This is a genomic window from Actinoallomurus oryzae, from assembly GCF_039541955.1.
In the GTDB taxonomy this organism is placed as follows: domain Bacteria; phylum Actinomycetota; class Actinomycetes; order Streptosporangiales; family Streptosporangiaceae; genus Actinoallomurus; species Actinoallomurus oryzae.
Genome location: NZ_BAABHF010000024.1, coordinates 61,849 through 77,604, shown reverse-complemented (window position 1 = coordinate 77,604; position 15,756 = coordinate 61,849). Strand labels below are relative to the sequence as shown.

Sequence of the window (15,756 nt, the reverse complement as noted above, 5' to 3'; positions counted from 1 at the left end):
TCGCTCAGTCGTCCCCATGGCCGAACGCCACCGCGGAGATGTCCAAGTAGATCGACTCCGGCTCGGGGACGTACTCGACGCGTGACAGGGCCTGGTCCTGACCGGCGGACTCCAGCACGATCGTGCCGTAGCCCAGCATCCGGCCCAGGATCGAGCGGTCGACCGTCAGGTCGGTGACCTTCGACAGCGGCATCATGTCGACGCGGCGCGTGACGATGCCGTGGACGAGGATCGCGCGCACCTTGGTGACCGCGAAGAACTCATCGGACCACTCGAACACCTTGAAGACCAGCCGGGAGGCGACCATGAGGAAGCCCACCCAGATCACCGTGACGGCGGTGGAGTTGTGCACGAAGCCGGTGAGCACGCCGGCGAGGATCAGCGCGCCGAGCGTCTCGAAGACCTGCTGCAGGAACACGGCGGGATGACGACGGATCAACACCGTGTCATCGTCCATCTCCTGCGGAAGCAGGTACTTCTGGAGATGGTGCGGATTGACGTTTCGTACGGCCAGAAAACCCGGGATCGGCACGTCGGCACTCTAACCCGAGGCCAGCGCGTTCGTGATCCTTTTGGCCGCGCGTGGCCTGTTCCCCTGGGCTTGGAGCCCACGGCTCAGTCGCCGGTCACGCCGTCGAGCATCTCCCGCAGGATGTCGATGTGGCCGTTGTGCCGGGCGGTCTCCTCGATGAGGTGCACGATGATCCAGCGGAGCGTGACACGCCCGTTCCGCCGCTCGATCTTCGACTCGGTGTCCAGGCTCAGCGAGCGCAGGACCTCGTTGTTGGCCGAGCACTGCCGCTCGTACGCCGCCAGCAGCTCCGACAGCGGCGTGCCGTCGGCGCGGAAGTCCTTGTCCGGATCCTCCTCGGTCCACGGCTGCTCGTCCGGGCCGCCGAGCAGCGTGTGCTCGATCCAATTGCGCTCCACCCAGTAGAGGTGGCTGACGAGCCCGGCGACCGTCATCAGGGGAGAGGAGGCGAGCAGCGGACGGTGGGCGAGATCCTCGGCCAGGCCCTCGGTCTTGGCGAACACGGTGGCCCGGTGCCAGTCCAGCCAAGAGATGAGCATCGAGCGCTCATCGGCGGCGTACGGCACGTCGATACGTTCCATGACCTTGGATCCTGCCGGTCGGGCGCGACGTGGGGCAAACGACTTCACGGCGTCCCGGCGGCCGTGCTCGTTTCGTAGGCGGTCACGATCGCGTCCAGCAGCCCGGGGAAGCGGCGGTCGAGCTCCTCCTCGCGGAGCGTGGTCCACCGGCGCGTGCCCTCCTCACGCTGCCGGATCACCCCGGAGTCGCGCAGCACGCGGAAGTGATGGGACAGCGTCGAGGGCGCGACGTCGACCGGGAACGTCCCGCACGCGCGCTCCGGCGTGGAGCGCAGGGTCTGGACGATCGTCATCCGGGTCGGGTCGGACATCGCGTGCAGGATGTCCAGCACGTCGAAGTCCTCCGGCTCGGGATGGGTGAGCGCCGTGCGGCGGCGCTGAGATCTCGGCATCGTTCCCTCTTTCATTCGACAAACATCGTACAACGGTTGTACGGTTTTCGTCGTTCTACGAACATCGAAATTCGAAGGAGCTGTCATGCGCGCACTGGTCATGGCCGGACCGTCCCAGGACGCCGACCGCACAAGGGTCGCCGAGGTCGAGGAGCCTCATCCGGGCGCGGGTGAGGTGACCGTGGAGGTGGACTACGCCGGGATCAACTTCATCGACGTGATGGCCCGTCGCGGTGACCCCGGCTACGCCAAGGAGTGGCCGTACCGCCCGGGCCTGGAGGTGTCCGGCACGGTCCGGGAGGCCGGGCCGGGCGTCACGGGCCTGGAGCCGGGCCGGCGGGTCGCCGCGTTCACCGGTGGCGGCGGTCTGGCCGAGGTGGTGCGGGTGCCCGCCGCCTCCGCCGTGCCCGTGCCCGTGGGCGTACCGTCCCCGGTCGCGGCGGCGGCTCCGCTCATGCTGACCACCGGGCTCCTCCTCCTGCGTGACGCCGCGCGCTTCCGGCCCGGGGAGACCGTGCTGGTCCACTCGGCCGGCGGGGGGATCGGGAGCGCGGTGGCCCGGCTCGTGCCGGTGCTCGGCGGAGGACGGCTGGTCGGCACCGTGAGCCGGCCCGCCGGTGTCGGCCCGGCGCTGGAGAGCGGGTACGACGCCGTGGTGCCGCGCGACGCCGGCCTGGAGGAGGCGATTCGCACGGCCACCGGTGGCGTCGGGGCGGACGTCGTGCTCGACCCGCTGGGCACCCGCGCGCTCCGGACCGACCTGGCCGTCACCGCCCCCGGAGGCCGGATCGTCCTGTTCGGCAACGCCGGCGGCGGCGAGCAGGACCCGCTGCCCCCGGCCGGCCGGCTGATCGGCGGCAACCTGTCGATCGGTGGCTTCAGCATGAGCGGGCTGTGGGCGCACGCCACGCACCGCGCGGCGGCCGGCCTGCGCGAGGTCCTCGATCTCGTCGCCGGAGGCGCGCTGGATCTCCCGGTCACCGAGGTCGACTCGCTCGCGGAGGTGCCGGAGATCCACCAGGCGCTCGCCGAGGGGCGGGGGAGGGGCAAGTACGTCGTCCGGCTCGGGTCGTGACCAGGAACGTGAGGACCCCCGGGACCACGGGTCCCGAGGGTCCTCACGCCGATCCGGCGGGATCGGGATCTGGCCGGAGTATCAGTAGACGCTGACGCCGTACGCGCTCAGCGCCTCGGTCACCGGCTGGAAGAAGGTCGTGCCGCCAGAGCTGCAGTTACCGCTGCCGCCGGAGGTCAGACCCAGGGCCTTCGTCCCCGCGTAGAGCGGGCCGCCGCTGTCGCCGCCCTCGGCGCAGACGGTGGTCTGGATCATCCCGTACACGGTGCCCTCGGCGTAGTTCACCGTGGCGTTCAGCGCGGTGACCCGGCCGGAGTGCACGCCGGTCGTGCTGCCGCGCCGGTAGACCGTCTGGCCCACGGTGGGGTTGCCGGAGCTGGTGATGTCCTGGCTGCCGACCGTGCCGGACGGCGTGCCACTGGTGCTGTAGCGGACGATGGCGTAGTCGTTGCCCGGGAACGAGCTGCCGGCGGTGTTGCCGAGCAGCGACGTGTGGCTCGAGTTGGAGTACCACGTCGAGGCGATGTTCCCGCAGTGGCCCGCGGTCAGGAAGTAGTACGTGCTGCCGCTGCGGACGTTGAAGCCGAGCGAGCAGCGGTACTGCCCGCCGTAGATGGCGTCGCCGCCGCTCAGCCGCGTGGTGAACGCGCCCGGCACGTGGTCGACGCGGACCGCGCCGCCGAGCTGCCGCGCGGCCTTGGTGACCTGGGCGAGCCTGGCGCCGGTGACCGTGCTGTCGACCGACAGCACGACCTGGTCGCTGGCCGGGTCGACCGCCCACGCGGTACCCGGCACGCGAGCCGTGCTCTCCAGCGTGCTCGTGGCCTTGGCGAGCTGGGCGCCGCTGTAGGCGACCGTTCTGGGCACGGCGCCGGCCGCCCGAACGATCTTGGCGTCGGACGTGTTGGTGACGGTGACGACGAGCTTGTTGGTGGCGTGGTCCAGGTAGGACCCGGCGGAACGGGACCCGAGCTGGCCGGCCAGTTTGCCGGCGACCTGCGACGGATCCACCTGCGAGGCGGAAGCCTGCGCGGATGCGGCGACGAGTGTGCCGCCGACCAGCCCGGCCGCCACGACGATCAGTCCGGCGCGTCGGGATGCAGTGAACCTCACACGAGCCTCCCTCGGGGGGTGGCGGGCGCGCCCCGGTGGCGCGCCCGAGGGATGGCGCGGTACGGCGGGGGCCCGCTCGTGCGGAAGGTCTGGGGTCGTCCGCACTCGCGGGGCGTGAACCGAGTACCTTGCCTGCCGAGAGGTTCACTCATCTAGTAAAATTTTGCAAGATTCATAGTAAGTCCGCTTATGGCCATGAAGGCCGTATCCTCGGGACCGGCGGGGCGTTGGACCCGTAGCGGGGTGTCAGGCCGGGGGTCCGGACTCACCTACGCAAGGTAGTCGATCGGTCGTGGACCGCTATCAAAGGTCAAGGACTACCTGAGAGTTCGCTGTAAATACCCGGCCCAGGTCAGACGACCTGTCCGAATGTGAGAGCCTTGCCTAACGATGGACCATCCTGTATTCGTAGCATTCATCCTGGTAGCAGGCCTGATCATGGCCGTCCTCGCGCAGTGGCGCGGCTGGCGGCCATCGCTGCGGACCTCCCTCGCGGTGGGTATCGGACTGCGGCTGATCCTCCTGGTCCTCGCCGCCACCGCCGCATGGCAGCCGGTCGACTACAACGAGGGTTTCCGGCACGCCGGGCGCGCCATCCTGCACCACCAGGATCCGGTGCTCGCGACTCAGGGCTCGTGGCACTTCCTGCCGATGATCCCCTACTTCTACGCGCTGGTGCTGGCCACCGGGCTGCCGTGGGAGGTCGCCGGCCGGGTCGTCACGTTCGTGGCCGACGCCGTCCTGATCGTGCTGGTCGGCAAGCTGGCCGGACGCAAGTACCAGGCGCAGGCGCGCTTCCAGTACGCCTGCAACCCGATCGCCCTGATGATCGCGATCATCCACGGCCAGGTGGAACCCGTCGCCCTCATGTTCCTCGTCGGCGCGTACGTCGTGGCACGTGCGACGCCCGCACCGCACGGCGAGGCCGGTAACCGGGCCGCGATGTACGCCGCGTGGGCGGGCGCGCTGTTCGGGTTCGCGCTGTCGGCCAAGAGCTGGCCGATCATCCTGCTGCCGGTGCTCCTGGCCATGCTGCCCTCCTGGCGCCAGCGCCTGTACGGGCTTTTCGCGGCCGGTGCGGTGCCGGTGTTCTTCCTGGTGACGCTGCCGCTGGTGGTGGACAGCTCGTGGTCGGGCATCCTCGACGTCGCCCGCTATCTCGGTGAAGTACGCCCCATCGTCGGCGAGTGGGGCTGGACCGCCGTGATGACCGGCGGTGACTGGCAACTCGCCTCGGCCGCCGCCTCGATCGGCCAGGTCATCCTGTACTCCACGATCGCCCTCGTCATGTGGCTGTGGTGGCGCTCGGACCGGATCGACCAGACCTCGGCGATCCTGCTCGCGTTCATGATCGTGACTCCGCGGATGGGCGCGCAGTACCTCCTGTGGTTCATTCCGTTCCTGTGCGCCCGCCCGACGCGCTGGAGCCGCCCGGCCATGACGCTGGCCGCGATCTGGGCCGGGCTGGGGTACCTCTACCTCACCCAGTTCGACGACAACGGCTGGTGGAAGAACCACGAGTGGTGGGCGATCAGCTCGGTGGCGGTGATCCCGTTCCTGGTCCTGGCGATGCCGTGGGCACGCCGCGTGTCGCGCCCGGCCAAGGAGACCGCGATCCCGGAGACCGAACTCGTCACCACGGGCTCCTGATCACCGGCTCGTGTTCATCGGATCGGGCCCGGCCGCGTGACGAACTCCAGCAGGCGGTCCGGGTCCAGGCCGTACGCGGTGACGCCGTCGCGGCCGGTCATCGTCTCGGCCGCCAGCAGGGCATTCACCACGGCCTCCTCGGTGGCCTCGATCACGCCGTGAAAGAGCGGTGTGAAGTGGGCGTCGGCCAGCACGTCGACCTGGAAGACCTGCGGCGGCTCCGCGCCGGGCGCGTCGGCGGGCAGCCGCCCGCGGTTGGCGGTGGAGAACGCCAGGAAGCCGTCGCCGCTGAAGTTCTCCCCGGCGCCGCCCGTACGGGCGATGCCCAGCCCGGCCCGCTGGGCCAGCCGCCGGCACTGGTGCGGGAGCAGCGGCGCGTCGGTCGCCACGATCACGATCACCGAGCCCGCTCCCTCGGTCGCCGGCGGACCCGGGGGCGGCACGTCGTCGATCCGAACGGGGACGCCGTCGACGGTGAGGCGCTCGCGCCGGCCGTGGTTGGCCTGCAGCAGCACGCCGACCGTCCAGCCGCCCTCCACCACGCGCGAGGACGTGCCGATCCCGCCCTTGAAGCCGTGGCAGATCATGCCGGTGCCGCCGCCGACGCTGCCCTCGGCGACCGCCTCGCCGGGTCCGCTCCGCGCCGCCGCCTCGTACGCCTCGCGTACGTGGGCCGCGGTCACATGGGCGCCGTCGATGTCGTTGAGGACGCCGTCCCAGGTCTCGCCGACGACCGGCAGCCCCCAGGAGCCGTACCCGCGGCCCCGGCGTTCGAGGTCGATGAGCGCGTCGCGGACCACGCCGACGCTGTGGGTGTTGGTCAGCCCGATGAGCGTGGTGAGCATGCCGCCGTCGTGGATCCACGCGGTGCCGGTGATCTCGCCGTTGCCGTTGAGCCAGTGGTACCCGGCGTACAGCGGCTCGTCCTCCAGCACGCCGTCGTGCGGCAGGATCACCGTCACTCCGGTACGGACCGGGCCCTCGCCGACCCGCAGCGGCCCGTCGCCCCGGACGATCGTGGTGTGGCCGACCCGGACACCGGCCACGTCGGTGATCGCGTTCGCCGGCCCGGTGTCCGCCGTGCCGATCCGTATCCCCAGGTCACGAGCGCGTTGTCTCAAGGGTCCTCCTCCTCAGCCGTCGCTCGCTTCGCTCGCTCAAGAGCGGTCCCTTCGTACGGAGTCGAGGGCGAGGAGGGCGACGTGCAGCGACGCGCAGGATTCCACGTCCTCCAGGTCGGTGTCGAGGACCCGTTCGATCCGGCGCAGCCGCTCGTACAGGGCCGGACGTGACAGGTGGGCCCGCTGGGCGGCGAGCGCCTTGTTGCGCCCGCTGTCGAGGTAGAGCGTGAGCACCTGGACGAGGTCGCCGCCGCGGCGCGCCTCGTGGGCGAGCAGTGGGCCCAGCTCGCGCTCGATGAACGTCTGCAGCCGGGCGTCGTCGCGCAGCAGGTGCAGCAGCCCGCGCAGGCGCAGGTCGGGCAGGCGGTAGAACGGCCGGTCGTCGCCCCGCCGCGCGGCCACGTCGGCGACCTGCTCGGCCTCCAGGAACGAGCGCCGTACGTCGCGGATCGACTCGACGATCGACCCGGCCGCCATGACGAAACCGTGCCCGGCCTCCGGGGCCCCTCCGACGGCGTGGTGGGCGCGCAGCCGCTTGGCGACCTCGCGGAGGATCCGGTCGTCCTCGGCACGGGCGGACAGCGAGGCCAGGACGCCGACCCGCGCCTGCGGCGACCCCTCGTCGAGGGTGCCGACGAGGGCGGCGAGACTCGCGTCACGGCAGGCGGCGGCGGTCGCGTCGGCCAGCTCCGCGAGCGGCGGAAGTTCGGCCGTGCCGACGGGGCAGGGGAGCACCACGATGCCGAGGAGACGGCGCCCGGTGAGCGGCACGCCGAGGGCGCGTGCGCGCGCCGCGGCCTCCTGCGGGTCGGAGTAGGCGTGCGCGAGGATCCCGGCGATGATCGAGCCGTGGGCCTGGCGTTCGAGGCTCTGGGCGTGCTGGTCCAGCAGGCGCCCGAGCGCGAGGGTCGTCGCCGCGCGCTCGATCAGGACGCCGTCGCGCGGGGACGGCGGCCCCTCCCCGGCGATGATGAGCCGTCCCCAGTCCTCGCCGCGCGCCCCGACGACGGTCACGAGCCACTGCGACGACGCGTCGTAGGCGGTGCGCTGCTCCGCGCGCACCGCGCGGGAGCGGGTCTCCCAGCTCGTCAGCAGCTCGGTGGGGTCGGCGCCCGCGGCGTCGGCGGCCAGCACCTGGTGGGCGAGGTTCTCCAGCACCACCGGCCGGCCGGAAAGCCGGGCCACCTGGCGGACGACCTCGTCGGGCGGCGCCCCGTCCACGGACAGTTGCGTGAAGACCTCGTGCAGCTTGTCCGAGGCGCGCAGCTCGGCGAGCTGCGCGTCGATGATCTGGGCGTGTACGGCCTCGGTGACGTCGACGAACGGCGTCTCACGCGCCCAGGCGATCAACGGCAGCCCGTACTCCTCGGCCGCGGAGATCAGCGCGGCCGGCAGCGCGCTGGCGTACTTGCGCCCCAGCTCCACGATGAGGCCGCTGGCACCGACCTCGGCCAGCTCGGCGACGTACCTGCGCAGCCGGTCCGGCTCGTCCGGCAGCGCGATGCCGGTGGTGAGCACGAGCTCGCCGCCACGCAGCAGGTGGGCGATGTCGGTGACCTCGGCGCTGTGCACCCACCGTACGCGTGCGTCGAGCCGGTCCGCGCCCGCCACGACACGTGGCTCGCCTCGCCGTACCGCGTCCAGGCGCAAGACGTCGGCCAAAGTGGGCAGCACATTCCTGATGGTATGAAACAGAAGTGAGGAGTGCCGAGATGAAGCGGTTGAGCGTGGCCGAGATCGAGCGCGAGCTGGCCGAGACACCGGGCTGGGAGCTCGCCGAGGACGCCATCGTCCGCACCGTGAAGCTCCAGGACTTCAGGGAGGCGATGGCGTACGTCAACCGGGTCGCCGAGGTGGCGGAGGAGCTCAATCACCACCCGGACATCGAGATCCGGTGGGACACCGTCGTCCTCACCCAGACCACCCACGCCGCCGGTGGCCTGACCGAGCACGACTTCCACCTCGCCCGGCGCCTGAACGCGCTGTGACCGAGGCTCGCCGGGTATGACAGCCTGCCAGGCGCCGATCGCGATTCCTGACACTGTGCGGCCTGGCGCGGGGTACGGAAGGACGGGAAGACTCTAGACATGTCGGACTTGCTTGCACGTCATCGCGCGGTCATCCCCACCTGGGTGACTCTCTACTACGACGAGCCCATCGAGATCGTCAGCGGCCGGGGCAACCGTGTCACCGACGCCGAGGGCCGTACCTATCTCGACTTCTTCGCCGGCATCGTGACCAACACCCTGGGCTACGACATCGCCGAGGTGCGCGAGGCCGTGGAGCGCCAGCTCGCGACCGGGGTCGTGCACACCTCGACGCTGTACCTCATGCGCGGGCAGGTGGAGCTGGCGGAGAAGATCGCCCGGCTGTCCGGCATCGAGAACGCCAAGGTGTTCTTCACCAACTCCGGCACCGAGGCGAACGAGACGGCGCTGCTGCTCGCGACGTACGCGCGCAAGACCAACCAGGTGCTCGCGATGCGGCAGAGCTACCACGGCCGGTCGTTCGGCGCCATCGCGATCACCGCCAACGCCTCGTGGAAGAACAGCGCCCTGTCGCCGCTCAGCGTCTACTTCCTGCACGGCGGCGACCGGCACCTCGCGCAGTTCCGCGGGCTGTCGGACCAGGACTACATCAAGGTGTGCGTGGACGACCTGCGGCACACTCTCGCGACCGTCGTCGGCGGTGACGTGGGCGCGCTGATCGCCGAGCCGATCCAGGGCGTCGGCGGCTTCACCGCGCCGCCCGACGGGCTGTACGCCGCGTACCAGGAGGTCCTCGCCGAGCACGGCATCCTGTTCATCGCCGATGAGGTGCAGACGGGCTGGGGGCGTACCGGGCAGAGCTTCTGGGGCATCCAGAACCACGGGGTGACGCCCGACATGATGACCTTCGCCAAGGGGCTCGGCAACGGCTTCGCGATCGGCGGCGTGGTCGCCCGCGGCGAACTGCTCGACGCGCTGCACGCGAACGGCGTGTCGACGTTCGGCGGCAACCCGATCTCCACCGCGGCGGCGAACGCCACGCTCGACTACATCCTCGACCACGACCTGCAGGCGAACGCCGCCAAGGTCGGGGAGCGGATCATCGACGGGCTCAGGGCCGCCGGCGCACGGCTCGACGTCGTCACCGACGTGCGGGGCAAGGGCCTGATGTTCGCCATCGAGCTGTCCTCACCGGAGGCGGCGAAACGCCTGCTGGAGGCCACGAAGGCCCGCGGGCTGCTCATCGGCAAGGGCGGCCTGTACGGCGACACCGTCCGGATGGCGCCGCCCCTCACGCTCACCGAAGACGAGGCCGAAGAGGGCCTGGGCATCCTCATCGACGCACTGGAAGAGATCTCATGACCGAGCGCAGCGAGGGAATCAACGGGCACGCGCCAGTGGTCACTCCCTCCGACGAAGGAGGACTCATGACTCGCATCACCCACTGGATCGGCGGGAAGCCCTGGACGGGCACGGCCGAGCGCCAGGGCGACGTGTACGACCCCGCGACCGGGCAGGTGAGCGCGCACGTCGACTTCGCGACCGCGGACGACGTCGCCTCGGCCGTGGCGACGGCCAAGGAGGCGTTCCCCGCGTGGCGCGACACCTCGCTGACCAAGCGCTCCTCCGTCCTGTTCGCCTTCCGTGAGCTCGTACGGGAACACCGGGACGAGCTGGCGGCGCTGATCAGCGCCGAGCACGGCAAGGTGCGGTCGGACGCGGCCGGTGAGGTGGCGCGCGGGCTGGAGGTGGTGGAGTTCGCCTGCGGGATCCCGCACCTGCTCAAGGGCGGCTTCTCCGAGAACGTCTCGACCCGGGTCGACTCCTACTCCATCCGCCAGCCGCTGGGCGTCGTGGCGGGCATCACGCCGTTCAACTTCCCGGCGATGGTGCCGATGTGGATGTTCCCGGTGGCGATCGCGACCGGGAACACCTTCGTGCTGAAGCCGTCGGAGAAGGACCCGTCCGCGGCGGTCCGGCTCGCCGAGCTGTGGCAGCAGGCTGGCCTGCCCGACGGCGTGTTCAACGTCGTGCACGGAGACAAGGTGGCCGTCGACGCCCTCCTCACGCATCCGGACGTACGCGCGGTGAGCTTCGTCGGGTCCACGCCGATCGCGCGGTACGTCTACGAGACGGGCACGTCGCACGGCAAGCGGGTGCAGGCGCTCGGCGGCGCCAAGAACCACATGCTCGTCCTGCCCGACGCCGACCTCGACCTGGCCGCCGACGCCGCCGTCTCGGCGGGATTCGGGTCGGCGGGGGAGCGCTGCATGGCGATCTCCGCGCTGGTCGCCGTCGACCCCGTGGGCGACGAGCTGGTCGCCAAGATCAAGGAACGGGTCGCGGGTCTCCGGGTGGGCCCGGGCACGTCGCCGGACGCGGAGATGGGCCCGCTGGTGACCCGGCAGCACCGTGACAAGGTGGCCTCCTACCTCGACGGAGGCGTCGCCGAGGGCGCGACGCTCGCCGTCGACGGGCGCTCGCACCCGCTGCCCGAGGGCGACGGCTTCTGGCTCGGGCCGACGGTCCTCGACCACGTCACGCCGGAGATGGCCTGCTACCGGGACGAGATCTTCGGCCCGGTCCTGTCGGTCGTACGCGTGCCGTCGTACGACGCGGGCATGAGGCTCATCGCGGACAACCCGTACGGGAACGGCACCGCGATCTTCACCAACGACGGCGGCGCCGCCCGCCGGTTCCAGAACGAGGTGGAGGTCGGCATGATCGGCGTGAACGTGCCGATCCCGGTGCCCATGGCGTACTACTCGTTCGGCGGCTGGAAGGCGTCACTGTTCGGCGACACCCACGTCCACGGCACCGAGGGAGTGCACTTCTACACGCGGGGCAAGGTCGTCACCGCCCGCTGGCTCGGTCCCGAGCACGGCGGGGTCAACCTGGGCTTCCCCACGAACGGCTGAGGGCGGCGTGGCGGCCGGGCCGGAGGCCACGGGAGACGGGCCCCGGCCCGGCCGCGAAGCCGGTCACCCGGGCGAGCGCCTGGGAACGTTCCGCGACCGAGAGGGTGTGCTCGGCGAGACCGCGGCTGTACAGGCGGATCAGTTCGTGGAAGTAGTAGCGGGGCTCACCGGCGCCCTCCTGCTGCGCGACGTGGAGCAACTGGCTCTCCACAAGGAGCTCCAACCGGGCTTCGGCCTCGTGGATCGAGACGTCGAGCAGCGGCGCGGCGAGCCAGGAGGCGAAGTCCTCCACCTGGAGGATCCCGAGAAGGCAGAACAGCCGGCGGCCGGCCTCGTCGAGGGAGGCGTAGGAGAGACCGAAGCCGGCCCGCACGTCGTGGTTGCCGTAGGCCAGTTCCGCCAGCCTGAGGTCCTTGTCGGCCAATCTCCGGCACAGGCTCATCAGGGACCAGTGCGGGCGGGAGGCGAGGCGCGTCGCGCAGATGCGTAACGAGAGCGGGTGCCGGCCGCACAACTCGACGATCTCCGCCGATGACTCGGGCTCCCGCGCGACCCTGTCGGCGCCGACCACGTCGCGGAGAAAGCGGATGGCCTGCCGGTGGCTGAACAGGTCGAGGCGCAGCTGGCGCGCTCCGAACAGTGCGGAAAGACGCCGGCCGCTGGTCACCAGGACCGCGCATGTCGGACTGCCGGGGACGAGCGGCTCGACCTGCGTCTCGTCCGCAGCGTTGTCCAGGACTATCAGAATGCGACGCCCCGCCAGAACACTGCGGTACAGGGAGATCCGTTCGCCGTAGTCGAGGGGAATCCTCTGCTCGGTGACGCCGACGCCGCGTAGGAACGCGTGCATGACCTCGTAGGAGGTCGGAACCTGCTCCTGGGCGCCCTTCAGGTCGATGAAGAGCTGGCCGTCGGGATAGGTGTCGCTGAGGCGGTGGGCGACATGCACGGCGAACGTCGTCTTCCCCAGGCCGGGCATGCCGTAGATCGCGACCACCGGAACGGCCTTGCGGCTCGTGGGCGAACCGAGCAGCCGGTCCACGTCCGCCACCGCCTCTTCGCGGCCGGTGAAGTCGGCGATGTCGGGCGGGAGCTGCCGGGGAGGCACCCTGGCGGTCACGGTGAGCTCGGTCGGCCGCCGGTCGGGGACCTTGTTCTCCTCGATCTGACGGTGGAGCAGCCGCAGGTCCGGTCCGGGTCCCACACCCAGTTCGGAGAGAAGCGTGGACCGTGCTCTCTCATAGACCCGTAACGCCTCGATCCGACGACCCGCGCGGTGGTGCGCGAGCATCAGCTGTTCCCACAGGCGCTCTCGTAACGGATGGGCCGCGACCAGTGGCCGGTTCTGCTCGACCACGTCGGCGTGGCGTCCGTGCGTGAGCCAGTTCTCGGCGCGCATTTCCAAGATCTCCAGGCGGGATTGTTCCAGTCGTTCCGCCTCGACTGATACGAGCGGTGTCGACGGGATGTCGGCGAAAGCGTCGCCGTGCCAGAGGCCGAGGGCTTCGGCGACGGCGTCGTCGATGTCCGCCGTGGGGTCCTCCGCGAACCGCGAACGGATTCGGGCGGCCCTTTCGTCGAACTCGTGAAAGTCGACCAGGAAGGCGTCGCCGAGAGCCAGTCTGTATCCCCTTCCCTGCTTCAGCAGGAGCTTGTCCATACAGGGGTCGACAGTGAAGGAACGCCGTATTCTCGAGACGAGTGACAGCAGGGTTCCCTGGGCGGAGGGAGGTGCGTCGTCGCCCCATAGCTCGGCGATGAGCCGGGTCGTGGAGACGGTGTGCCCCCTGCTGATCAGGAGAAGCGCGATGATGGCACGCTGTTTCGCTGCGCCAATGGTCGTGACGGTGCCATTGTGTTGAATGAGAAACGTACCCAGAAGGTCGAATCTAATCATTCTCGCTCATTTCAGCAATGAGCCGCAGGCGCGCCATTGGCGCATCCTGTCAATCCCGCCTTGACGTTTACTCAAGATAGGTTAGTTAGTAAATGACGTCAGGTCTAGATCATTAGGTTATAAATTACGCGAGGTGCCGGCCCGGGCGCCCACGGTGACCTCGTGCCCGGTGACCAGGAGTGACGTCCTCCGCGTCCTCGTCGGCGTGCACCGGGCCGACGGACCTTCGCGGCCTTCCGGACCATGGCGCTCGTACGGCGCAAGGTTCCCGCAATACGGCGGCCCCATCCTGTCGCTGCTCGTCGAACCCCGCGAGCAGAAGGAAGGCAGGGTCCGCGGAGACGAGGCAGGTGGCGCCGCGGCCCGCGAGTCCTTGACGGCCGTGATCCCGTCCAGCGCCGGGCGTGCCTTCTGCCTTCGGTACGCCCCGAAGTGGTAACCCGAGTGGAGGTAAAGGTGGAGGAAGTCCGGTGCCGTTCAGGCAGGGCCCGTATTATTCCGGGAATTCTGGCGATTTCCGCGTCGGTGCTGCTCGCAGGGTGTGGTACGCAACATTACTCGGCCGCATCGGCGTCGCGAAACGACGGCCGGCTGCCGCTCGACTCCTACATGTTGTCCGACGGCCAGGTGGAGACGCTGGCGCGGGCGCAGCAGAAACTCGAGCGTCAGTGCGCTCTGGACTACGGCGTCCCGGCCGCCGTCGCCGACAGCATCCATGTGCCGGGAACGAGCGGAATCGATTCCCGCCTGTTCAAGCCGCTGCCCATCGCCGCCGCGCGCTCGACGGGCTACGACACGCTGAACAACGCGGTGTCGAGGCAGACCGCTCCGCGGGTGGCACCGCCGCTGGGCACCGATCGTGCGAACGCGACCCCGGGGCCCGCCGGGCCGTCGCCGCGGCCGCGGCAGACCAGGCCCCCCGCCGACGCGCCCGCGGTCGTCCTCGGGAAGTCGGCCCCCGTGGCGCAACAGGCCGCCGTGGTGGCGGCCGGCGGAGGCACTCTGCCCAACGGGCGGTACGTACCGCGCGGCGGATGCACCAAGAAGGCGGTCTCCAGGCTCCACAAGGGCGCCCCCGATCTCACCGTCGACCCGCGAGGACTCGCGTTGACGGCGCAGTTGTCCGCGGAGAAGGACGCGCGAGTGAGCACGGTCGTCCACGCGTGGTCATCGTGCATGTCCGCGCGCGGATACCGCTACGACTCTCCGTCCACGGCCGAGAACGACACCCGATGGCGAGGGGACCTCACTCGCTCGTCAATTCGTCAACAGGAGCTCAAGACGGCGGCGGCCGACAGCGAGTGCAGGCAGGAGACGCAACTCCCGGACAAGGGGTCCGCGGTGGAGGCCGAGTACCAGCAGCGGCTCATCACCGCGCGCGGAGCCGAGCTGAACAAAGCGGCTGCCGTCACCCGAATGTGGTACCGGACGGCGGTCAGCGTCCTCTCCCACTGATTCGTACGTCGTACAGAGCATCGGTTCTCACTCGCCGTCAATAAGGAGCTGCATCGTGATCTCAAAGTGTTCGGGACGTAAGAGACTGGCCGTGCTCACGGCGGCGTTGGCTCTCGTGGCCGCCGTGAACGGCCCGGCCGCGGCCGACACGCCCGCGCCCGCCGACCTGCAGGCGTCCAACGAGACATGGGTCCAGGCCGGTAACTGTCTGGGCGAAGGCTGTAGCCTTTATATGGAGATCTACAATTCCACGAAATACAACGGATCGGTGGTCGATCAGTGGACGTGGAACGGGTCGGCCACCCAGTACTGGTACTACTGGTATCTGAGCGGGCCCGTCGTGATGGGCGACAAGCACACCTACAGTAGTTCCGGCGTTCAGGTGATCGAAGACCACGGATGGAAGTCGGACGTCCCTCTCGACACCTGGGCGTGGGTCGGGCAGACGAACGAGGAATGGTATTTCAACGTCGTCGATGCCGGGGTCGGATATACCAATATTCTGTCCAACGTGCACAACTACAACATGATCATCAATGCCAACCTGAAGGGCAACCAGCTTTATCTCTGGGACTCCCAGCCCAGCGGTTGGTGGCCCTACCTCGTGACGCCGGGCTACATAGCGGGATGACGGCGCTTCCGGGGGGAGGCGATCGGTGATCTGGTGGTGCGAGGGCCCGGCCCGGCTCGTCCGAGCCGGGCCCTCGCGACGGTCGGCGGATGCCGGCCGCGACGCGGGCGAGCCACGGCGAGCGTCGCCCCGCTCCTCATTCTTCGCCGCCGGAGGCCGGGAGGTCCGCCGGTGAGCTCACGGACCGGCTGCCGGCACGTCGGCCGTTCCGTCCGAATCTCGCGGCCCGGATGTCGGCGAGCGCCGTCCGGGGACGCCTGCGGCCATGGTGAGCCTGCTCGGGCCGTCGTCCGCCGGCCCTGCGTCCTCGTGAAGGGCCATAAAAGTCGCGTTCCTTACGGCATTTTGCGCCCCAGTCCTCGGCTCCGTGATTCCACGAGCCGAAAAAAGGCGGAGACCTGAT

14 protein-coding genes are annotated in these 15,756 nt (G+C 69.9%); 7 read left to right on the top strand and 7 right to left on the bottom strand.

What is annotated here, in order from left to right; all coding sequences use genetic code 11:
• Positions 1–4: 4 nt before the first annotated feature.
• The 3 genes from ABEA10_RS21515 to ABEA10_RS21505 all read right to left on the bottom strand — a co-directional run bounded on the left by ABEA10_RS21515 (position 5) and on the right by ABEA10_RS21505 (position 1,505).
• Positions 5–532, bottom strand: a complete 528-nt coding sequence (locus tag ABEA10_RS21515; RefSeq protein ID WP_329256571.1) for a PH domain-containing protein — start codon at positions 530–532, stop codon at positions 5–7.
• A gap of 83 nt (positions 533–615) precedes the next feature.
• Complete coding sequence (locus tag ABEA10_RS21510) at positions 616–1,113, bottom strand: DinB family protein (RefSeq protein WP_345466513.1); 498 nt, start codon at positions 1,111–1,113, stop codon at positions 616–618.
• A gap of 44 nt (positions 1,114–1,157) precedes the next feature.
• Positions 1,158–1,505: an ArsR/SmtB family transcription factor gene (locus ABEA10_RS21505; RefSeq protein ID WP_345466511.1), complete on the bottom strand. Its 348-nt coding sequence runs from the start codon at positions 1,503–1,505 to the stop codon at positions 1,158–1,160.
• 85 nt (positions 1,506–1,590) lie between these two features.
• On the opposite strand from ABEA10_RS21505, the gene ABEA10_RS21500 reads away from it, so the two are divergent.
• Positions 1,591–2,580, top strand: a complete 990-nt coding sequence (locus tag ABEA10_RS21500) for a quinone oxidoreductase family protein (RefSeq protein ID WP_345466509.1) — start codon at positions 1,591–1,593, stop codon at positions 2,578–2,580.
• Between the two features lie 81 nt (positions 2,581–2,661).
• On the opposite strand, the gene ABEA10_RS21495 is transcribed toward ABEA10_RS21500, so the two are convergent.
• A complete protein-coding gene (locus ABEA10_RS21495) occupies positions 2,662–3,693 on the bottom strand; it encodes a S1 family peptidase (RefSeq protein WP_345466507.1) in 1,032 nt (343 codons plus the stop codon).
• A 390-nt stretch (positions 3,694–4,083) separates the two neighbouring features.
• Here ABEA10_RS21495 and ABEA10_RS21490 point away from each other — a divergent pair, with 390 nt between their 5' ends.
• On the top strand, positions 4,084–5,343 hold the full coding sequence (locus ABEA10_RS21490) for a glycosyltransferase 87 family protein (protein WP_345466505.1): 1,260 nt from the start codon (positions 4,084–4,086) through the stop codon (positions 5,341–5,343).
• A gap of 14 nt (positions 5,344–5,357) precedes the next feature.
• Here the strand turns inward: ABEA10_RS21490 and ABEA10_RS21485 are convergent, their stop codons facing one another.
• Complete coding sequence (locus tag ABEA10_RS21485) at positions 5,358–6,464, bottom strand: DmpA family aminopeptidase (protein WP_345466503.1); 1,107 nt, start codon at positions 6,462–6,464, stop codon at positions 5,358–5,360.
• 36 nt (positions 6,465–6,500) lie between these two features.
• Complete coding sequence (locus ABEA10_RS21480) at positions 6,501–8,138, bottom strand: PucR family transcriptional regulator (RefSeq protein ID WP_345466501.1); 1,638 nt, start codon at positions 8,136–8,138, stop codon at positions 6,501–6,503.
• A gap of 38 nt (positions 8,139–8,176) precedes the next feature.
• Between ABEA10_RS21480 and ABEA10_RS21475 the strand changes: the two genes are divergently transcribed.
• The 3 genes from ABEA10_RS21475 (at position 8,177) to ABEA10_RS21465 (ending at position 11,370) form a co-directional block, all read left to right on the top strand.
• Positions 8,177–8,452, top strand: a complete 276-nt coding sequence (locus ABEA10_RS21475) for a 4a-hydroxytetrahydrobiopterin dehydratase (protein WP_345466498.1) — start codon at positions 8,177–8,179, stop codon at positions 8,450–8,452.
• Between the two features lie 99 nt (positions 8,453–8,551).
• The gene (locus ABEA10_RS21470) at positions 8,552–9,814 is read left to right on the top strand and encodes an aspartate aminotransferase family protein (RefSeq protein WP_345466496.1); all 1,263 of its coding nucleotides are present in this window, start codon (positions 8,552–8,554) and stop codon (positions 9,812–9,814) included.
• Positions 9,815–9,879: 65 nt separating this feature from the next.
• Positions 9,880–11,370 carry a CoA-acylating methylmalonate-semialdehyde dehydrogenase gene (locus ABEA10_RS21465; protein WP_345466494.1) on the top strand — a complete coding sequence of 497 codons (1,491 nt, stop codon included), beginning with the start codon at positions 9,880–9,882 and terminating at the stop codon, positions 11,368–11,370.
• Here ABEA10_RS21465 and ABEA10_RS21460 read toward each other — a convergent pair.
• A complete protein-coding gene (locus ABEA10_RS21460; RefSeq protein ID WP_345466492.1) occupies positions 11,342–13,267 on the bottom strand; it encodes an AfsR/SARP family transcriptional regulator in 1,926 nt (641 codons plus the stop codon). The two genes, ABEA10_RS21465 and ABEA10_RS21460, sit on opposite strands and share 29 nt — an antisense overlap.
• 456 nt (positions 13,268–13,723) lie before the next feature.
• Between ABEA10_RS21460 and ABEA10_RS21455 the strand changes: the two genes are divergently transcribed.
• Both ABEA10_RS21455 and ABEA10_RS21450 read left to right on the top strand, forming a co-directional pair.
• Positions 13,724–14,722: a hypothetical protein gene (locus ABEA10_RS21455; RefSeq protein ID WP_345466489.1), complete on the top strand. Its 999-nt coding sequence runs from the start codon at positions 13,724–13,726 to the stop codon at positions 14,720–14,722.
• A 55-nt stretch (positions 14,723–14,777) separates the two neighbouring features.
• Positions 14,778–15,353 carry an RICIN domain-containing protein gene (locus tag ABEA10_RS21450; protein WP_345466487.1) on the top strand — a complete coding sequence of 192 codons (576 nt, stop codon included), beginning with the start codon at positions 14,778–14,780 and terminating at the stop codon, positions 15,351–15,353.
• Positions 15,354–15,756: the final 403 nt, after the last annotated feature.